Annotated in this window: 19 protein-coding genes and 1 tRNA gene; 13 read left to right on the top strand and 7 right to left on the bottom strand. The window is 63.4% G+C overall.

The genetic code is table 11. The features are described 5' to 3' along the window. The first annotated feature begins 16 nt into the window (after positions 1–16). From CA234_RS09960 to CA234_RS09910, 11 genes are all read left to right on the top strand, one after another. Positions 17–400 carry a VOC family protein gene (locus tag CA234_RS09960; protein ID WP_125977334.1) on the top strand — a complete coding sequence of 128 codons (384 nt, stop codon included), beginning with the start codon at positions 17–19 and terminating at the stop codon, positions 398–400. Between the two features lie 10 nt (positions 401–410). Beyond that, positions 411–1,265, top strand: a complete 855-nt coding sequence (gene purU, locus CA234_RS09955; protein WP_125977335.1) for a formyltetrahydrofolate deformylase — start codon at positions 411–413, stop codon at positions 1,263–1,265. Then, positions 1,262–2,104, top strand: a complete 843-nt coding sequence (gene fghA / locus CA234_RS09950) for an S-formylglutathione hydrolase (protein WP_125977336.1) — start codon at positions 1,262–1,264, stop codon at positions 2,102–2,104. Before purU ends, fghA begins: the two co-directional genes overlap by 4 nt. A gap of 63 nt (positions 2,105–2,167) precedes the next feature. Further along, positions 2,168–3,088 carry a TraB/GumN family protein gene (locus CA234_RS09945; RefSeq protein ID WP_125977337.1) on the top strand — a complete coding sequence of 307 codons (921 nt, stop codon included), beginning with the start codon at positions 2,168–2,170 and terminating at the stop codon, positions 3,086–3,088. Between the two features lie 68 nt (positions 3,089–3,156). Beyond that, positions 3,157–3,642: a DUF1440 domain-containing protein gene (locus CA234_RS09940; protein ID WP_125977338.1), complete on the top strand. Its 486-nt coding sequence runs from the start codon at positions 3,157–3,159 to the stop codon at positions 3,640–3,642. 261 nt (positions 3,643–3,903) lie between these two features. Next, complete coding sequence (locus CA234_RS09935) at positions 3,904–6,093, top strand: sodium-translocating pyrophosphatase (protein ID WP_126001598.1); 2,190 nt, start codon at positions 3,904–3,906, stop codon at positions 6,091–6,093. 319 nt (positions 6,094–6,412) lie between these two features. After that, the gene (gene infA, locus CA234_RS09930; protein ID WP_003049127.1) at positions 6,413–6,631 is read left to right on the top strand and encodes a translation initiation factor IF-1; all 219 of its coding nucleotides are present in this window, start codon (positions 6,413–6,415) and stop codon (positions 6,629–6,631) included. Between the two features lie 13 nt (positions 6,632–6,644). Beyond that, positions 6,645–7,214 carry a nucleoside triphosphate pyrophosphatase gene (locus tag CA234_RS09925; RefSeq protein ID WP_125977341.1) on the top strand — a complete coding sequence of 190 codons (570 nt, stop codon included), beginning with the start codon at positions 6,645–6,647 and terminating at the stop codon, positions 7,212–7,214. Further along, positions 7,207–8,157 (top strand): ribonuclease, encoded by a 951-nt coding sequence (locus CA234_RS09920; protein ID WP_126001597.1) that lies wholly within the window; start codon positions 7,207–7,209, stop codon positions 8,155–8,157. The genes CA234_RS09925 and CA234_RS09920 overlap by 8 nt, the downstream gene beginning before the upstream one ends. A gap of 5 nt (positions 8,158–8,162) precedes the next feature. Further along, on the top strand, positions 8,163–8,345 hold the full coding sequence (gene yacG / locus CA234_RS09915) for a DNA gyrase inhibitor YacG (protein WP_126001596.1): 183 nt from the start codon (positions 8,163–8,165) through the stop codon (positions 8,343–8,345). A 31-nt stretch (positions 8,346–8,376) separates the two neighbouring features. Beyond that, positions 8,377–8,452 (top strand) — tRNA-Phe (locus CA234_RS09910). A gap of 799 nt (positions 8,453–9,251) precedes the next feature. Here CA234_RS09910 and CA234_RS09905 read toward each other — a convergent pair. From CA234_RS09905 to CA234_RS09880, 6 genes are all read right to left on the bottom strand, one after another. Continuing rightward, positions 9,252–10,451 (bottom strand): ThiF family adenylyltransferase, encoded by a 1,200-nt coding sequence (locus tag CA234_RS09905; protein WP_126001595.1) that lies wholly within the window; start codon positions 10,449–10,451, stop codon positions 9,252–9,254. Continuing rightward, positions 10,426–11,097: a multiubiquitin domain-containing protein gene (locus tag CA234_RS09900; protein ID WP_126001594.1), complete on the bottom strand. Its 672-nt coding sequence runs from the start codon at positions 11,095–11,097 to the stop codon at positions 10,426–10,428. Before CA234_RS09900 ends, CA234_RS09905 begins: the two co-directional genes overlap by 26 nt. Next, the gene (locus CA234_RS09895; RefSeq protein WP_126001593.1) at positions 11,073–11,861 is read right to left on the bottom strand and encodes a hypothetical protein; all 789 of its coding nucleotides are present in this window, start codon (positions 11,859–11,861) and stop codon (positions 11,073–11,075) included. Before CA234_RS09895 ends, CA234_RS09900 begins: the two co-directional genes overlap by 25 nt. A gap of 158 nt (positions 11,862–12,019) precedes the next feature. Beyond that, positions 12,020–12,655 (bottom strand): hypothetical protein, encoded by a 636-nt coding sequence (locus CA234_RS09890; RefSeq protein ID WP_126001592.1) that lies wholly within the window; start codon positions 12,653–12,655, stop codon positions 12,020–12,022. A gap of 100 nt (positions 12,656–12,755) precedes the next feature. Further along, positions 12,756–13,610: a 3'-5' exonuclease gene (locus CA234_RS09885; protein ID WP_241213439.1), complete on the bottom strand. Its 855-nt coding sequence runs from the start codon at positions 13,608–13,610 to the stop codon at positions 12,756–12,758. After that, complete coding sequence (locus CA234_RS09880) at positions 13,610–13,894, bottom strand: hypothetical protein (RefSeq protein ID WP_126001590.1); 285 nt, start codon at positions 13,892–13,894, stop codon at positions 13,610–13,612. Before CA234_RS09880 ends, CA234_RS09885 begins: the two co-directional genes overlap by 1 nt. A gap of 313 nt (positions 13,895–14,207) precedes the next feature. Here CA234_RS09880 and CA234_RS09875 point away from each other — a divergent pair, with 313 nt between their 5' ends. Further along, entirely contained in the window at positions 14,208–14,498 is a 291-nt protein-coding gene (locus CA234_RS09875; RefSeq protein WP_126001589.1) for a metalloregulator ArsR/SmtB family transcription factor, read from the top strand. Positions 14,499–14,680: 182 nt separating this feature from the next. Then, positions 14,681–15,679: a hypothetical protein gene (locus tag CA234_RS09870; protein WP_126001588.1), complete on the top strand. Its 999-nt coding sequence runs from the start codon at positions 14,681–14,683 to the stop codon at positions 15,677–15,679. Here CA234_RS09870 and CA234_RS09865 read toward each other — a convergent pair. Further along, positions 15,647–16,756 carry a hypothetical protein gene (locus CA234_RS09865; RefSeq protein ID WP_126001587.1) on the bottom strand — a complete coding sequence of 370 codons (1,110 nt, stop codon included), beginning with the start codon at positions 16,754–16,756 and terminating at the stop codon, positions 15,647–15,649. The two genes, CA234_RS09870 and CA234_RS09865, sit on opposite strands and share 33 nt — an antisense overlap. Positions 16,757–17,580: the final 824 nt, after the last annotated feature.

Genomic DNA, 17,580 nt, shown 5'->3' with positions numbered 1-17,580 from the left:
AAAAGGAGAGGAAACGATGTTCAGTCACGTGATGCTCGGCGCCAATGATATCGAGGCGTCCAAGGCCTTCTATGACGCGGCGCTGGGTGCGCTGGGGATCGGCCCCGGCCGCATGGATCCCAAGGGCCGCGTCATCTACCTGCACGATGGCGGCCTGTTCATGCTGACCAAGCCGATCGACGGCGAGCCGGCCTGCCATGCCAATGGCGGCACGCTGGGATTCCGGGCCGCGACCACCGAAGCGGCCGACGCCTGGCATGCCGCCGGCGCGGCGCATGGCGGCACCCCGATCGAAAGCGCGCCGGGCTGGCGCGAAGGCAGCTTCGGCAAGATCTATCTCGCCTATCTGCGCGATCCCGCCGGCAACAAGATCTGCGCCCTGCATCGCCCGGCAGCCTGAAGCGGCGGGCATGTCGACCTGGATCCTCACGCTCACTTGCACCGATCGCGTCGGCATCGTCGCCGGCGTGACCGGCTTCCTGGCCGAGCGCGACGGGTTCATCCTCGACAGCCAGCAATATGCCGATCTCGAGACGGGGCGCTTCTTCCTGCGCCTCGTCTTCCAGGCTGGCGGCCCGCGCTTCCCCGACGGCGAGACCCTGCGGACCGCGTTCGCGCCGATCGCCGCACAGCTGGCGCTCGACTGGTCGCTGACGCCCGGCGACGCCCGGCCGCGCATGGTGGTGGCGGTATCGAAGGGCTCGCACTGCCTCGCCGACCTGCTCCACCGCCGCGCGAGCAACGCGCTGGCTGCCGAGATCGTCGCGGTCGTCTCCAACCATGATGCGTTGCGCGGGCTCGCCGAATGGCACGGCGTGCCGTTCCACCATCTTCCCGTCAGCGAGGCCAACCGGCCCGAGCAGGAAGCCGCCATCCTCGCGCTGATGGCCGAGGCGCGCGCCGACTATCTGGTGCTCGCCCGCTACATGCAGGTGCTGTCGCCCGCGCTCACCGCGGCGCTGGCCGGCCGCTGCATCAACATCCATCACAGCTTCCTGCCCGGCTTCAAGGGCGCCCAGCCCTATCACCGCGCCCATGCGCGCGGCGTGAAACTGATCGGCGCCACCGCGCATTTCGTCACCTCGGACCTCGACGAAGGACCGATCCTCGAACAGGCGGTCGAGCGCGTCGATCACCGCGCGACGGTGGACGACCTGATCCGCATCGGCCGCGACATCGAAGCCCAGGTCCTCGCCCGCGCCGTGCATGCGGTGGGCGAGCACCGGGTATTCCTCAACCAGGGCAAGACGGTGGTGTTTCAATGAGCTTCGAGACGGTTTCCACGAACAAGGCGTTCGGCGGCGTGCAGGGCGTGTACCGCCATGCCTCGTCCGCTACGGGCACGCCGATGACCTTCTCGGTCTATGTGCCGCCGCATGAAGACGGCGCGAAGCTGCCGGTGCTCTGGTATCTCTCGGGCCTTACCTGTACCCACGCCAACGTGACGGAGAAGGGCGAGTATCGCCGCGCCTGCGCCGAAGCTGGGGTAATCTTCGTGGCACCCGACACAAGCCCGCGCGGCGAGGGCGTGATCGACGTACCCGACTATGATTTCGGCCAGGGCGCCGGCTTCTATGTCGATGCGACCCAGGCGCCGTGGTCCGAACATTTCCACATGCGTAGCTATCTCGAGGACGAGTTGCCCGCGCTGCTCGCGGCCGAGTTCCCGATGGCCGACATGGGCCGCCAGGGCATCACCGGCCATTCGATGGGCGGGCACGGCGCGCTCACCATCGGACTGCGCAATCCCGAGCGCTTCCGCAGCGTCTCGGCCTTCGCGCCGATCGTGGCACCCGCGCAGGTGCCGTGGGGACAAAAGGCGCTGGGCGGCTATCTTGGCGACGATCCCGCGGCATGGCGCACCCATGACGCCGTCGCGCTGATCGAGGACGGCGCGCGCCTGCCCGAGCTGCTGGTCGACCAGGGCGATGCCGACAACTTCCTCGCCGAACAGCTCCGCCCGCAGCTTTTGGCCGATGCCTGCGCCGCCGCCGGCATTCCGCTCACGCTGCGGCTCCAGCCCGGCTATGACCACAGCTATTATTTCGTCTCCACCTTCCTCGCCGAGCATGTCGCCTGGCATGCCGCGCGACTGAAAGCGTGATATAAGACCAGCACACCGCCGCGGCACGATGCTGCGCCGGTTCATTCGGGGGAGTTTTCCGGCGTGAAGTTGAAGTCGCTGTTCGCCGTCGCCGCCGCGCCGCTCGCGCTGCTGTTCAGCCCGCTGGCCTTCGGCCAGGCGGCGCCGGCCGCCGCCCCAGCCGCGCAGACCCGCCCGGCCGATCCGGCGCTCTGGGTAGTCAAGGATGCCGACACCACCATCTATCTGTTCGGCACCGTTCATGTGCTCAAGCCCGGGCTCAGCTGGTTCGATTCGGCGGTGAAGACGGCGTTCGACAAGAGCGACACGCTGGTGCTCGAGCTGGTCGAGCCCGATCCCGCGACGATGCAGGGGCTGCTCGCCGGAATGGCGCTGGCCCCGCCGGGTTCGAAGCCGATCGCCGACCAGCTCCCCCCCGACAAGCGCGACGCCTATCTGAAGGCGATGGGCGATATCGGCGTGCCGCCGGCGGCGTTCGACATGCTCCAGCCCTGGGTGGCGGGCATCACGCTCAGCGTCGCCGGGCTGCCCAAGCTCGGCTATGATCCGGCGAGCGGCGCGGAGAAGGTGCTGACCGCAGCGGCGAAGGAAAGCGGCAAGCCGGTGATCGGGCTCGAGACCGCCGAACAGCAGCTCGGCTATTTCGCGACGATGCCCGCTGCGTTGCAGCTCGCCTTCCTCACCTCTGCGGTGGACGACTATCCCCGGCTCGGCACCGAGCTGGGCAAGATGATCGATCAATGGGCCGCCGGCGATCCCGAGGCGCTGGGGGCGACGATGAACGAAGGCATGCGCGACACCCCCGAGCTCGCGCGGATCCTGCTGACCGAGCGCAATGCGCGCTGGGCGAAATGGATCGAGACACGGCTCAAAACGCCCGGAACGGTGTTCTTGGCGGTAGGTGCCGGCCATCTCGCCGGCAACGACAGTGTCCAGGCGTTCCTCGCCAGGGATCGGGTGACGGCGGAGCGCATCCGCTACTGACGATTCCGGCGGGGTGCGTTTCCCCTTCCGGTGCGGCCGCGTGTCGCATCCCTTTCGGAGCAATTCGCATGGCATCGAATCCCCGTCCCCTGATCGGCCTGCTCGCGGGCGTCGCCGCCGGCTTGGTCGCCTCGGCCGCCATGGCCGCGTTCCAGAACCAGGCGAGCAAGCTGATCCCCAAGGAGGACCAGAGCGACGGCGATCCGGCGACGGTGAAGGCCGCCGACGTGGTGGTCGAGGCGACCACCGGCGACAAGGTGCCCGAGAAGTATCGCGAGGCCTCGGGCCAGGCGGTGCACTATATCGTCGGCGGCGTGCTGGGCGGCATCTACGGGCTGATCACCGAGTATCGCCCGGAAGCCGCCTCGGGCTTCGGCGGCGCATACGGGGTGGTCACCTCGGCGCTGCTCGACGAGGGCGCGGTGCCGGCGCTGGGTCTCGGCAGCGGGCCGAGCGAGACGCCGGCCTCGATCCATGCGTTCGGCGCGGCGTCGCACCTGGTCTACGGCGTGGTGCTGGAAGGCGTGCGGCGGATCATCGCCGGCGCGCGGTAAGCGCCTCTTCCCCACGAGCCCTCATCCCCGCGCAGGCGGGGATCCATTGGGGTCGCCCGATCGGCTCTTGCCGCGAGCGCACAGGCGAATGGATCCCCCCTCCGCGGGGATGACGGGGAGTAGGAAGTGGCCGCAGTCCTGGCCTTCGCCCCCAACCGCCTTGCGCGAACCCCTTATTGCTATACCCTCCCGGGTCGCGGACGAGACCGGACACACCCGGCGTGCGCCGCGACCCGCAATTGCAGGGGAGGATGTCACTCTATGACGATCGTCTATTTCGCCATCGTTTGCGGCCTGATCGCCGTGGCCTATGGCTTCATCACCAGCCAGCAGGTGCTGCGCGCACCCGCCGGCAACGCCAAGATGCAGGATATCGCCGCCGCGATCCAGGAAGGCGCCAAGGCCTATCTGACGCGGCAATATACCGCCATCGCCGTGGTCGGCGTCGTGGTAGGTGTCGTGCTGCTCCTCACGCTGGGGATCATCCCCACCGTCGGTTTCCTGATCGGCGCGATCCTGTCCGGCGTGGCCGGCTTCGTCGGCATGAACATCTCGGTGCGCGCCAACGTCCGCACCGCCGAGGCGGCACGCGGCAGCCTGCAGGGCGGGCTCACCCTCGCCTTCCGCTCGGGCGCGATCACCGGCATGCTGGTGGCGGGCCTCGGCCTGCTCTCGATCGCGGTGCTGTTCTGGTATCTGGTCGAGGTGGCGCATCATGCACCGGGCGATCGCATCGTCGTGCTCACCCTTTCCACGCTCGCCTTCGGCGCCTCGCTGATCTCGATCTTCGCGCGGCTGGGCGGCGGTATCTTCACCAAGGCCGCGGACGTCGGCGCCGATCTCGTCGGCAAGGTCGAAGCGGGCATCCCCGAGGATGACCCCCGCAACCCGGCCGTGATTGCGGATAACGTCGGCGACAATGTCGGCGACTGCGCCGGCATGGCCGCCGATCTGTTCGAGACCTATGTCGTCACGCTCGGCCTCACCATGGTGACGATCGCGCTGCTGATGCGCGGCATCGATGCGGCGCTGCTCACCCGGCTGATGGCGCTGCCGCTGCTGGTCGGCGGCGTTTGCATCCTCACCTCGATCCTCGGCACCTATATGGTTCGCCTGGGCGCCAACCAGTCGATCATGGGCGCGCTCTACAAGGGCTTCTGGACCACCGTTATCCTCGCGGTGCCGGCGATCTACGGCGTCACCCACTATGTCCTGGGCGGCCGGATGCAGGACTCGATCGCCTCGCTCGGCGATCCCTCGGCGCTGCTCGACGGCAGCACGCTCTCCGCCGATTCCGTGGCCGCCGCCGCGGCGATGCCGACCGTCACCGGCATGGGGCTGTTCTGGTGCATGATGATCGGCCTGGCCGTCACCGGCCTGCTCGTATGGATCACCGAATATTACACCGGCACCAACTTCCGCCCGGTGAGATCGATCGCCAAGGCCTCGGTGACCGGCCATGGCACCAACGTCATCCAGGGCCTCGCGATCAGCCTCGAATCGACCGCGCTGCCGACGCTGGTGATCGTCGTCGCGGTGATCGCGACCTATCAGATCGCGGGCATCCTCGGCGTGGCCTTCGCAGCGACGTCGCTGCTGGCGCTGGCGGGCATGGTGGTCGCGCTCGACGCCTATGGTCCGGTGACCGACAATGCCGGCGGCATCGCCGAGATGGCAGGCCTCGACGAAGAGGTTCGCCACAAGACCGACGCGCTCGATGCGGTGGGCAACACCACCAAGGCGGTGACCAAGGGCTATGCGATCGGCTCGGCGGCGCTCGCGGCACTGGTGCTGTTCGGCGCCTACACGACGGATCTCGACCATTATCGCGACGCGCTGGGGCTGACCGGGCCGGTCAACTTCTCGCTGTCCAACCCGTATATCATCGTCGGCCTGCTGCTCGGCGCGCTGCTCCCCTATCTGTTCGGCGCGTTCGGCATGACCGCGGTCGGCCGCGCGGCGGGATCGGTGGTGGAGGATGTCCGCGCACAGTTCCGCGACAATCCGGGCATCATGGCGGGCACCAGCCGGCCCAATTATGCGCGCACGGTGGACATCGTCACCAAGGCGGCGATCCGCGAGATGATCATCCCCTCGCTGCTGCCGGTGCTCAGCCCGATCATCGTCTATTTCCTGATCGCCGCGGTGGCGGGCAAGGAACAGGGCTTCGCCACGGTGGGCGCGATGCTGCTCGGCGTGATCGTCTCAGGGCTCTTCGTCGCCATCTCGATGACCAGCGGCGGCGGCGCCTGGGACAATGCGAAAAAGTACATCGAGGACGGCAATTACGGCGGCAAGGGCAGCGATGCCCACAAGGCCGCGGTGACCGGCGACACGGTGGGCGATCCGTACAAGGATACGGCAGGCCCCGCGGTGAACCCGATGATCAAGATCACCAACATCGTCGCGCTGCTGCTGCTGGCGGCGCTGGCCGGCGGCGGCACGCACTAAGAGCACAAATCCTCCCCCAGCTTGCTGGGGGAGGGGGACCATTGGCGCAGCCAATGGTGGAGGGGCCGCGCCGCCAGGCGCGGGGTACCGAGCGGTGAGGCACCCGCCGCTATCGCGGCGGCCCCTCCACCCCCGCCTTCGGCGGCGGTCCCCCTCCCCTGCTGGGCAGGGGAGGATCTTCCCGCATCTCGCCTTCCCGCCCCCACCTCCCCACATCCCACACAAAGACGCGCGCCCATCCCGCGCCGCCTTCCCTTTTTCCTTCCAGCGCTGTAAGGGCGACGCACTTTTACGCGCGCTAATCCCTGAGAGGCATTTTTTGGCCAAAGAAGAACTGCTTGAAATGCGTGGACAGGTTGTGGAGCTTCTCCCCAACGCCATGTTCCGCGTCCGGCTCGAGAACGACCATGAGATTCTCGGCCACACCGCCGGCAAGATGCGCAAGAACCGCATCCGCGTGCTGGTGGGCGACGAGGTGCTCGTCGAGCTGACGCCCTACGACCTGACCAAGGGCCGCATCACCTATCGCTTCAAGTAAGCAGGCGCGGCCCATGCGGCTCGTGCTCGCTTCCACTTCGCCGCGACGGCTCGATCTGCTCACCCGGATCGGCGCCGTGCCCGATCGCGTTGCCGCCCCGGACGTGGACGAGGATGTCCGCCCCGGCGAGCTGCCGCGACCCTATGTGCTGCGCGTCGCCACCGCCAAGGCGCATGCGGTGACGCGTGCCGACGACGAGATCGTCCTCGCCGGCGACACCAGCATCGCCGTCGGCCGCCGCATCCTCGGCAAACCCGAAGACGAGGCCGATCTGCGCCGCATGCTCGCGCTGCTCTCCGGCCGCCGCCACCATTGCCTCTCTGCGATCTGCGTGATCGGCCCGGACGGCAAGGCCCGCACGCGCGTTGCCGACACCGTGGTCGCGTTCAAGCGCCTGAGCGATGCCGATATCGACTGGTACGTCGCCAGCGGCGAAGGCATGGGCAAGGCGGGCGGCTATGCCATCCAGGGCAAGGCCGAGGCGTTCGTGCGCTTCCTCTCCGGCAGCCATTCGGGCGTGGTCGGCCTGCCGGTGTTCGAGGCCCGCGCGCTGCTGGCCGGCGCCGGCTACCCCCTTGGCTGAGTGGCTGTACGAGGCGGGGATCGGCGAGAACCGCGCCGCCCTCGTTTCGCGCGGGGTGATCTGGAAGGCAAGGATCGAACTGGCGGGCACCCGCCCCCAGGTCGGCGCGATCTGCGCGGCAAGGCTCGCCGACAAGTCCACCGGCAAGGTGACGCTCGACCAGGGCGGCGAGGCGCTGTGCGATCCGCTCCCCAAGGGCATCACGCAAGGCGCGCCGCTCAAGGTGAAGATCGTCCGCGAGGCGATCCCCGAACCCGGCCGCGCCAAGCTCCCCAAGGCCGTTCCCGTCCCCCCTGAAGCTCCCTTGGGCTACGGCCCGGATCTGCTCGCCCGCATCACCGCCAGCGACCATCCGGTGCGTATGCTCCGCCCCCACGAGGCGGATGCGCTGGAAGAGGCTGGCTGGTCGGAACTGCTCGACGAAGCCTATAGTGGCGAGATCGCCTTTCCCGGCGGCGCGCTGCGCATGTCCCCGACCCCCGCCATGACCTTGTTCGACATAGACGGCGCGGGCCCGCTCGAGCCGCTGTCGATCGCCGCTGCCCACGCCGTCGCCCGCGCGATCGAGCGGTTCGGCATCGGCGGCTCGATCGGCATCGACTTCCCCACGCTGAGCAGCAAGGCCGCGCGCAACGCCGTTGCCGAGGCGATCGACGCCGCCCTGCCCCAGCCCTTCGAGCGCACAGCGGTGAACGGCTTCGGCTTCCTCCAGATCGTCCGCCGCCGCACCCGCCCGTCGCTGCCCGAGCTGCTCCACGCCGATCCGGTCGGCGCCGCCACCCGCGCCGAGCTGCGCCGGCTGGAACGCCTTCCCCCGCCGGTGCCGGCCACCCATATGGTGGATGCCCGAATCGCCCGCCGCCTGGCGCGCGAGCCCGACTGGACCGAGACGCTGGCCCGCCGCATGGGCGGCACGGTCCAGTTCGTGACCCCCAAGGAGTGACCCGCATGCCCCGCGACGCCTGCCCGATCTGCGGCAAGCCCACCGCCCAGGACTTCAAGCCCTTCTGCAGCCGTGGCTGCAAGGATCGCGACCTGCTGCAATGGCTGGGCGAGGGCTACCGCGTGCCCGGCGAGCCGGCGCAAACAAATGTGCAATCGGGGCTGGACAGCCACGAATTCCCCGACTAACAGGCGCGCTCCCCGGCGGTTCCGCCGGTGTGCCCGGGTAGCTCAGTTGGTAGAGCATGCGACTGAAAATCGCAGTGTCGGCGGTTCGACTCCGTCCCCGGGCACCATTCACCTTGATCGCACCCGTTAAGGGTCACCGATTCCCCGTTAAGGCGGTCACAGACGCTATTAAGGCGGGCATTTTCTCAAGGCATGACCCGCAGGCACAAAAAAAGGCGCGTCATTCGACGCGCCTCGGGCATAGCTCTGTCTTTCTGCTCAGCCTAGTGCATAGTGTCTTTCGCCACTTGAGATTGGCTTACATTTCTCGGCCGTAGAGTCGCCAGGGTCTCGCCCATGGCAGCCGCCATTCTTCCAGCGGGGCGCTAAACTGGACAGTCGTGCGATTTTCGTAGGTGTCGACACTGACGGCCTCAACTCGGCAGCGCGCCCGTTTGAATAAGCCGATCCCAAAAATTGTGTGGAGAGGCTTGCCCAACCAGTTGGTCGCTGCGTCAGGAGACGAGGCCTTGGAGTGAATCAGCTGGCCGCCCTCGTCCGACGTTTCGATCAACAGCGACCCGATCTTAAACCGCAAGTGCGCCGATCGCTTCGTTAGCCGCAGCGTTCGCCAACCACCAGCCTCCCGCTTGCTCCGCCTCGCGTTTGAAAGGCGGATCGCTTGCTCGACTTCTGCAACCCGCGGCCAAGCAGCTGGAGGCTTCATTGCCCAAGCAGCCTCCTCGATCTCGTCGGCTGTGCACCCTTCTAAAAGGAGCGGCGATGCCAAGCAGACGCTTCTGCCCATATGTGCTCGAAACAAGCGGGCTCGGCGATCTTCCAAATCGAGCTTGATACGATGCAGGTCTGCTCGCAGCTCAGCGTCTACACTGTGCCGACGCTTGCGACGGGGCGCATGTTCAGCGCTCATGCGGCGACGCCTCCAAGCAGATCTTCATTCAGTAAGTGATTCCCGTCCACGCTGAAGACTGAGTGGTGCTCGTGCTCTAGGTCCAGGTAGAAGCCGTAGAGACGCTTCCACCGGATCACGGCGAGCGCCGCATTGAGCATGTTCAGATCGGCGACTTGGGTGCTCGTAGAATATGGATCATCCTCAACCATGCCCGCCAGCGGAATGCGAGACCGCATCGGCAACTTGCTGCGCACCGCCGGCGTGCTGGTTGTGACACGCAGCGTGCCGACAAGACCCCGATCTGTCAGATGAAGGCCCATGCCGACATCGATGAAGCTCATGTCGCGTCGCTCGAGCTCTTCGACGATCAACTTACGAGACACAGGCGAATCGACGCACACGAAAGCAAAGTCGAGATGATCGAGGAGGTCGACATTCCCAGCTCCTAGCCGCAGCGGATGCGCGATAATGCCGTTGTGCATCCGGCTATACGCCGCCTTGAGATACGCCACCTTGGTCGGTCGCGCCTGCAGCTCCTCAACGGAGGCCGCACCGGGTGCTCTGAAGGCGTTGTGCTGCTCGAATCGATCATCGTCGACCAGGTGGATTCTGGCGACCGGGGTCTTTGCCAATTGATCGAGCACGTATGCCCCGGTTCCTCCTAGCCCAATGATGCCCACGTTCAGGCCAGCGATCCGATCGTTGAACGCGCCGATGCTGTTCCTGGCGCTGGCCGTGTCCACGTAAGCGAAACAGCTATGTTTCGGGGGAGCCCTAACCACGTGATGCACCCGAGCGGTTATTGACGGATCGAAAGCCTGTGCGTGTGCCGTAAGCTGCGCGATGAAGGTCGTCATCTTCTCATAGAAGTCGCGGAACTCTCCCGACACGGGAAGGCTGCAAAGGTAGCGGTCGGCCCGCAAGCCAGCACCAAGATCGACCTCGTCGCGCGGATGACTCATTGCGATCAGCTCGCGGCCTCCCGAGTCGCACGGTGCGCCGCCGCTGAACCAAACGAAGTGGTCTGTGGGCGCGATTGTGCGGTCCCCCGCCAGATCCAGGCGCGATATCAGCGTGCCTCGCCGCACGCGCCGTGTCTCAGTGACATACGGCACGTCGCGAATGATCAGATGCCCACCGACGATCTCCACCGCGTAGCCCTCGTCCGAGAGCCGCTTCAGATCGGGGTTACGACTTATCAGTTGCTGTGACATGGAATATGGTCCCTGAAGTGATTGCAACGCGCTGTGAGGGCACAAGAGAGCCTTCAGGGTGATCGGGAGGCCCCCGCCGATAGGTCACGGTAAACAATCGCGACGGCGCCTGCGGCACGCGCGGAAATGCCGCTGAGACCAAATCCTCAAACGACACATGTCGGCTGGGCAGATTACGCGGCCGCCCGTTGACCACGGCCGGGACGCTGCTTCGCGTCTCAACACCAGGCTGCGGCCGCCTGGAGAAGATTTGCGGCGTTTCCTCTTGGGTCAGATCGATCTCGTCGGAATCGATGATGACGAATGTGTCGAACATCCGCTGCAGCAATTCCGTTCCTTCTGGGAGCCCGGCGATTTCGCAAATGTCGGCAGTACTAATGCTCGCTGCACCCCATTCCCACGCGCGTCGATCGACGGTGAGGCGCCGGATCTGGCTAGCTCGGTGTAGGCGAAACGTCGGAACAGCGGGCCCGCAAACAATAATTCCCGTGGGTGCTACAAAACGAGCTTCACCGCTGTCTGTGCGAAACAACGCGTCGCGGCGCTCCGGCTCAGCACCGCAAAGCGCAAGAATTTCACGAACCGTGACCTGTTCCTGCGACACGTCGACTCGGCGCGTATCTACTTCAACGACGAAAGTAGGCATGCATTTTCTCCTCGGGAATTTTCAGATGAGCTGGGGGAGACACCGAGCACGCGCGCCATCCCGCGATAAATCTCTGCGACAGTGGTTATGGGAAAGATGATATTCGCCCGCCTAAGCGCCTCTGTGGCCGTGGCAGCGGTCAAATCTTCGATGCCGTGATCGACCGCCACTTCAGCAAGCAGATCGATTAGGAAGAGGCTCTCGTCGGCCCCCGTCGGTCGCTCGATGACGATCTCCGTCATTCGCTTCGCAAGGCTCGGGGCTAAGGCAGTCGGCTGGTCGGCCTGGACGAGCCAGGTGACGGTGTCGAGATGGAGGATCGCACCCAAGCTTGGCTCAACCCAGCTTCCGTCCTCACCCTCACTGAGCAAGCTTGCGAGCCGTTCCTGCGCCACGTGGCCCGCCTCTTCGACGTGCGTAACCGAGACAACAGGATTGGCGCATCGGGAGATCGCAATCGCTAGAAGGGGTGAGATTGGCTGAAAAACATCCGGTCGGACGGAAGGCGCCCGAACCAAGTCCCTCGCGTCCAACTCAACGTGCGGAACACCCGCCGCCAGAGCCAAGCGTCGTCCAAGATGCGTTCGCCCGGCACCTGGCCTTGCCGTTAGCAGTGCCGGTGGCAACCAAAACCAATCACGATCGCGCAGCCGCTGATCCGCACACCCAAGCTCGACATGACGATTTAGACCGGGCTGCCAATCCCAAGCCAAATCATCCGTGATCGAGCCGGCGTTCAGTCGGCTTCCGCCGCGAAGCTCCATAGGCTGGTCAAGACCGAGCCCAACCGGCCTGAGGGATAAGGGTTGCCCGATTGTCGTGAGGCGCCCCCTCGCGGGCGAATAGCGACTTTCGTTCAGGCTCTCCCCAATTGCGGAACAAAGCGACGAAGTGCTCGAATCTATGAGGGAAGATGTCCCGGTCATTCGCCCCTCCAGAAACGCAGAGGTCGGCGACCGCCTGTCGCTATGCCGCGGCGCTTTGCTGCCGCCTCGTCATTGCGCATACCCGCCAGGATCTCCCGCTCGAGCTGCAGGCTGCCATTCGTCATCTGGAGGCTGACAAACTCGGCGTATCGGTCGGCCTGGTGCATCAGCCAGTCTGCGACCCGGTCCCGCTCCCATCGGGCGTCAAAGCGCATCTGCCAAAAGGGCGTCTGGTCGCATCCTCGTTGAAGCCCAAGCGACGGTCGGGTTGCACGAGGACCAGACTTCCACAGCTTGATCTCGCTCTCACGCCGTTCGAGGTCAGCTTCCGCCTCCTCCATCTCCCGCCTCTCTGCCGCAGCGTCCGCGGCAGCAGCCCTGATGACTCGTCCAGCAATTTCTTTTCCAAGCCGCAACGCCATGCGGCCAAACAAGCGCAACTGCGCCTCATCGGTTTGGAGCCACGCGCACAGCGCTTCCGCATCGTCGCCCGAGCCGCACCGGTCGGTCCAGCACACCTCTTCGCTGCCATCTGACCTTCGCCGACAGATTGAGATGCTCGGAGCGTCCGGGTCGCACGTCACAGCGAAGCCGGCCACCTCACCAGTGGGCAGCACAAAATCTAACATCATTTGAGGCTCCGTTATAGGTTGACGGTATCACTCTGCACTTTATCGGCGTAACGTGACCACATTGCAAGTGGTCATTTCTACTCTGCACTTTTTTAAGGCCTTACGCCCATCGTTCGCGATTCGTGACGCGTTCAAAAAGGGGATCAGAGGCTATCGTCGAGGCGTTTGCATAGACGTGCGCGGTCAGCCATGCTTCCTCTGCGTCTCGGTCAGCGACCTCACGCCACCAAACCTTACGCTCCGCATCCCAGCGGTAGCCACGCGCGCGAAGCACATCCTTCGCGTCGAAGGGTGCCCCAAACGCGCGGACCATCCAGCTCTCCTCAAATGATCGGCTCACCAGTTGCTCAAGAACGGTGCCCCCCGAGGGAAGCTCATGCGCGAGCAGCGCAATCGTGCTGTCGACATCGTCTGAGGCCCGATGCGCTCCGTTGAAGTGGCCGATTTGCATGAGCAGGTAGCCCAGGCTTCGACCATCGAAGCCTAGCTCCCGCCAATCGACCTCGTTGCAGCTACAGGCCCAGGCGAAGCCCCTCGCAGCAGGAAGGCGTGCCTCGACACGCGGCCTGTCGAAGCTGGCATTATGCGCAACGACCAAGGAGGCGCTGCCGAGAATGCCCACGGCCGCCCTCTCGTCGATCCGCTCGCCAGCCAACATAGCGTCATTGAGACCCGTCAGCTTGGCAATTTCCCGTGAGATCGGCCGTCCCGGATCCTCTAGCCAGCACCATCGGCGACCAATGGCTGTGATCTGCCCCCTCTCGTCATATCGAAAGCGGCGCATGGCAAGCTCGATGATGACGTCTTCCACAAGGTTCAGCCCGGTGGTCTCAACGTCCACCACCACGCCCACGCCTGGCGCGATCGGTGACCCCCTGCCAGTCGGCCCCTCCTCAAGGCGGAGACGCGTAAGAATGCGACAATCTTCCGGTGCCGGCCCATTCCATGCCTCCATCATGCGGGAACCTGCGTCTTCGGCCGATCCGCAGACCTCTTCCTCAGCGAACCAGCTTTAGAAGCAGGCGAGGCGTTCGGGTCGCTGGCGCGCTTTAGCCGCAAACCGCTCATACCTTCAGGACAAGCATCAAGACCCAGCGACAGACCATGCAGCATTAGAGCCTGCAAGAACGCGTCTCTCTCCAAACAGGCCTCAATAGGCGCCTTGCCGCCAAATAGGCCCAGCGGCTTCGTCATCCACTCCATCGGGTCCAAATCGATGTCCTCGCGCTCAAAACGCAAAGCCGTCTCCGCTGCTACGAATGCTACGCGACACAATCCCCGACGGGATGTTCGGACCTCCACATCCTCCGGCTGATCCAAGCCGAGCGGATCGTCTACCACCCAGTTGGGGGACACATCGCTAGCCGTTCTGCTTATCCGCATAAGCACTCCTTACCCGCGATCGATTTGGTTTCGCGCGGGCTGGCGGGAGAGCCGCGCTTGAATCTACGTAGGATCCAACCGTTCAATGTTCAACGAACCTTGAACTTTTAATGGTAAGCAGCGCGTTCACGCTCTGGCGAACAGATCAAAGATCAATTATCTTTGAAGCATGGATCTACCAAACCTGCCCATCCTCGCTGCACTTGGACAGAGAACGCGCTGGCGGACGTTCGAGCTGCTGCTCGCGCACGGTGACCGCGGCATGTTACAAGGCGAGATTGCGAAGGCACTCGAGGTGGAGAAAAACCTGCTCTCGGTGCACCTGCGCGTCCTGAAGGAAGCTGGGCTCGTTAGCGCCGAGAAACACGGGCGCGAGATCACCTACCGTGTCACACCAGCGGGCGCACAGAAAACAGTTGAGAAGGTGCTAGACGCTATCCGCGAAAGAAAGCGCAGCTGATGCCGCAGCGAGGCTGCGACGCAGCGGACAGTCTTTGTGCCAGCGCGTAGATCAGGCCTGAGACAATTGGACCGCCGCCCAGTTGAAAGGAACATATCAAGAACATATATGTGCAGACGCTCCGGCTCTCTGAAGTGAAGTTTTGGGTGATCCGGTAATCGGATCATTTAGGAGGAAAGCCGGTGGCAAAGAACAACACGCCTGAATACGACCTTACCTTCGTCGCACCGCAGCGACGGGAGGAAGTTCTGAGGCGTATTCGAGCACTGGAGAGATACATCAACGACCCGCGCGGCGAGGTCGCTTTGGAAGGTGCCAGGGAACTTGGACTGCATCGTAGGCAATTCTACTATCTCGTGAAGGTTTGGAGAGAAAGCCGTAAACCTGAGAAGATTTTTACCGCCCGACGTGCCAAAGACCCTTATTTGAAGTCCCCTATCGAAATCCAAGACATCATTCGTCGAGCGGCCGCGGAATTGCCAACGGCCTCTCCTCGGCAGGTTTGGCTCAGGGCATCTGAGATCGCAAAAGAAGCGGGCCTGAAGATGGTTACGGAATCAACCGCTCGGCGTTTTGTCCGCATGCTTCGCAGACAGATTGATACCAACGACCCAGTCAGTTCCAGCATCGTCATCGACCAATGCGCCATCGATATCTCGACCCCAGCCACAGATGGCGGGCGCACGATGCCAATCGCAACGCTGGTCATAGATCCGGTAGCTCACCGCGTGCTGGGCTTGGCGTTATCACTGAACATTTCGCCGAAATACGTGGCGCGCGCCCTGGTCGACGCGCTATTGCAGACCGGCCCGCATACGGCCGGTCAAGAGCCCACTATTAAGCTCAACGTGACCGCAAATATCGCTTGGCGCAAGCTCAGCGAAATCTGCGTAAGTTCTGGCACAGCACTAGAAAAGCGCATAAAAAAGCAGATCATTGGAGGAGACTGGACCAGCAAACTCATCGGGCAACGTTTGGCTGACTTCCATCTTCGACCAAAAATGACGCGCTTCACGGAAAACCTGCGCCTCCCAACAAAAATCGAAATGTCGCTAGCCGAAGCAGAAGAGCTGCTTCGGGCACGGATCCATGCAGACGCTCCACATGAAAGCGCTTTCTCCTCCATGCCCGAGCTCCAGCGCATGGAGCTACTCAGAAAGCTGGCGGGGTTCGCGCTTTGAGAGCATGGCAGCCCATTCGTCCCAAGGGCCCGCCCCATCTCCTCGCTCTACGAGTCCTACCTCTTTCAGCCTCAAGAGGACACCGGCGTTCCACTTTGTCACAGCACTCCCAAACAGGGCTGACGCCTGCTCAAGCGTCAGCACCTGCTCAGTTTCGGTATCTCCCACTTGCGCGCTAGTTGGCCACTTGTCGGTTGCCCTAGGCCTAAAATGGAACCTGCCAAGCTTCCCGCCAATAGCGTTTATAACACTCCGCCCAAAACGGTAAGGTTTTTCAAAATCTACCCGCACCGGAAACGCAGATGTTTCCACCGCTCTTAGAAAGCGCAAAACATCTATCGCATTATAGCTTAGTTTTGGCAATACCACGTCCAAGACAGGCTGCCCTATACTCTCAGCTATACTTAATCGCCATTCGTGAGCCTGCACTGCACCTTGCTGAATTACCCCTTCGATTCCGCTCCCGCCTACTTCAATAAGCGCTGCACTGAGCACGAGGCCAGTTGATTTTTCGAGATATATAACGGCCAACGGCCATGCCCTGCCGTTCATCCTGGTGATAATCGGCATGTCCACAGCGACTACGTCAATGGCAAACTCTGAGCCGAAATTGTTCAAAAGCGCGTCGCTTGTTAGTCGCTGTTCCCGCGCTCTATCACGCACAAGCCGGCGGAGCGTGCCCATCGAAGCTTCGTGCTCGCCCTGCATCTTCATTGCAATTTCTCGGGCGGTGGGGAGTTTCTTGAGGTCTGAACCAATTTTTTCGAGCACGTCCTTCCGTTCGGCAGGCTTGCGAACATTCGGCTTTGCGTGAGGCACAAGGACGCTCAAGCTCCGACTGGCTAGCCATTTATCCCGAAGATCGAACAAACTCCTTCTGCTGATACCTGCCTCCGCGGCCAGAGACGCAGCCGTGCCATCCCGCGCCAGCAAGCGCAGGATCGCCTTAAGCCGCTTGACTGTGTCCTGCGCTCGCTCAGGCGACTGCAGCGCGAGTAGCGCCTCCTCTTCCTTCGGAACCCCGCCAGGCCAAACCTGCCTTAAAACCGCATCGAAATCACCTGACAGCGCGTTCATTGAGCCTTCTCGGAGTGCAGAGTAGATGAGGTGTCTTGCATTGCGCGACTTCTGGGCCTATAGTGCAGAGTAGTCCAGATGCCCCAGAAGGAGGCGGCGATGCAAGAGATACATCCTCAACCCACCTGAAACAGGCGTTGACCGTAATGGCAGCCCCAGACAGCTGCTAAAGCGATAGATTGTCCAGCCCGCGAGATCGTGCGGCTTCGCGGCAAGTCGAGCGTCAATACGCGCCGTTCTTCTGCACTCTGCTCGCTTCGTTGCGAACGGGGAAGGACGATGTGCGCCCTACGAACGAGATCAGAATGCTCAGTGGCTCCACGATTTGTGATGATGACGTCAAACACGCTCTCGCCCGCATCTGTAGCGGAGACACTTTCCTGATTGGACATGATCAGCTTCGCGCGACGCGTGCCCAAATAAGAGAAGACGCTCTGTTCGCACTCGACCTGACCACAAAGAAGGTCAGACTTCTGAAGTGGCCGCTCCTGAGCGCCTTATTCGAAGCAGGTGTCCTTTCCTTTCAAGACCCTTACGTCAGCGGCACCGCACTTTCTGGTTGCTGACAACCAAGCTTGTAATACCTTCCCTAGTGGAGTTCAGACATGCAGATTCACGTAGATCATTTTAGGTCACCAGCCGGGCAGAGAAGATCTCGGCGCGATGTCAGATTTTTAGAGACGCCCGACATTCACAATGAACCGCGCCGGGTTTGCCGGAGGCTCCAACTCCTGAGAAGGTGGAGCCTGTATGAGCAAGACGACGAACAAGTTTTCTCCTGAGGTCCGCGAGCGTGCGGTGCGGATGGTATTCGATCACGAGCA

The sequence above is a fragment of the Sphingomonas sp. ABOLE genome, from assembly GCF_003950455.1.
Taxonomy (GTDB): Bacteria; Pseudomonadota; Alphaproteobacteria; order Sphingomonadales; family Sphingomonadaceae; genus Sphingomonas; species Sphingomonas trueperi.
The sequence above is the reverse complement of the archived record's forward strand: the minus strand, read 5'-3'. Positions and strand labels throughout refer to the sequence as shown.

Excerpts from the sequence above, each read along its gene's own strand:
- CA234_RS09960 (WP_125977334.1), top strand. The coding sequence starts at position 17 with ATGTTCAGTCACGTGATGCTCGGCGCCAATGATATCGAGGCGTCCAAG.
- purU (WP_125977335.1), top strand. The coding sequence starts at position 411 with ATGTCGACCTGGATCCTCACGCTCACTTGCACCGATCGCGTCGGCATC.
- fghA (WP_125977336.1), top strand. The coding sequence starts at position 1,262 with ATGAGCTTCGAGACGGTTTCCACGAACAAGGCGTTCGGCGGCGTGCAG.
- CA234_RS09940 (WP_125977338.1), top strand. The coding sequence starts at position 3,157 with ATGGCATCGAATCCCCGTCCCCTGATCGGCCTGCTCGCGGGCGTCGCC.
- CA234_RS09935 (WP_126001598.1), top strand. The coding sequence starts at position 3,904 with ATGACGATCGTCTATTTCGCCATCGTTTGCGGCCTGATCGCCGTGGCC.
- CA234_RS09925 (WP_125977341.1), top strand. The coding sequence starts at position 6,645 with ATGCGGCTCGTGCTCGCTTCCACTTCGCCGCGACGGCTCGATCTGCTC.
- yacG (WP_126001596.1), top strand. The coding sequence starts at position 8,163 with ATGCCCCGCGACGCCTGCCCGATCTGCGGCAAGCCCACCGCCCAGGAC.
- CA234_RS09905 (WP_126001595.1), bottom strand. The coding sequence starts at position 10,451 with ATGTCACAGCAACTGATAAGTCGTAACCCCGATCTGAAGCGGCTCTCG.
- CA234_RS09900 (WP_126001594.1), bottom strand. The coding sequence starts at position 11,097 with ATGCCTACTTTCGTCGTTGAAGTAGATACGCGCCGAGTCGACGTGTCG.
- CA234_RS09895 (WP_126001593.1), bottom strand. The coding sequence starts at position 11,861 with ATGGAGCTTCGCGGCGGAAGCCGACTGAACGCCGGCTCGATCACGGAT.
- CA234_RS09890 (WP_126001592.1), bottom strand. The coding sequence starts at position 12,655 with ATGATGTTAGATTTTGTGCTGCCCACTGGTGAGGTGGCCGGCTTCGCT.
- CA234_RS09885 (WP_241213439.1), bottom strand. The coding sequence starts at position 13,610 with ATGGAGGCATGGAATGGGCCGGCACCGGAAGATTGTCGCATTCTTACG.
- CA234_RS09875 (WP_126001589.1), top strand. The coding sequence starts at position 14,208 with ATGGATCTACCAAACCTGCCCATCCTCGCTGCACTTGGACAGAGAACG.
- CA234_RS09865 (WP_126001587.1), bottom strand. The coding sequence starts at position 16,756 with ATGAACGCGCTGTCAGGTGATTTCGATGCGGTTTTAAGGCAGGTTTGG.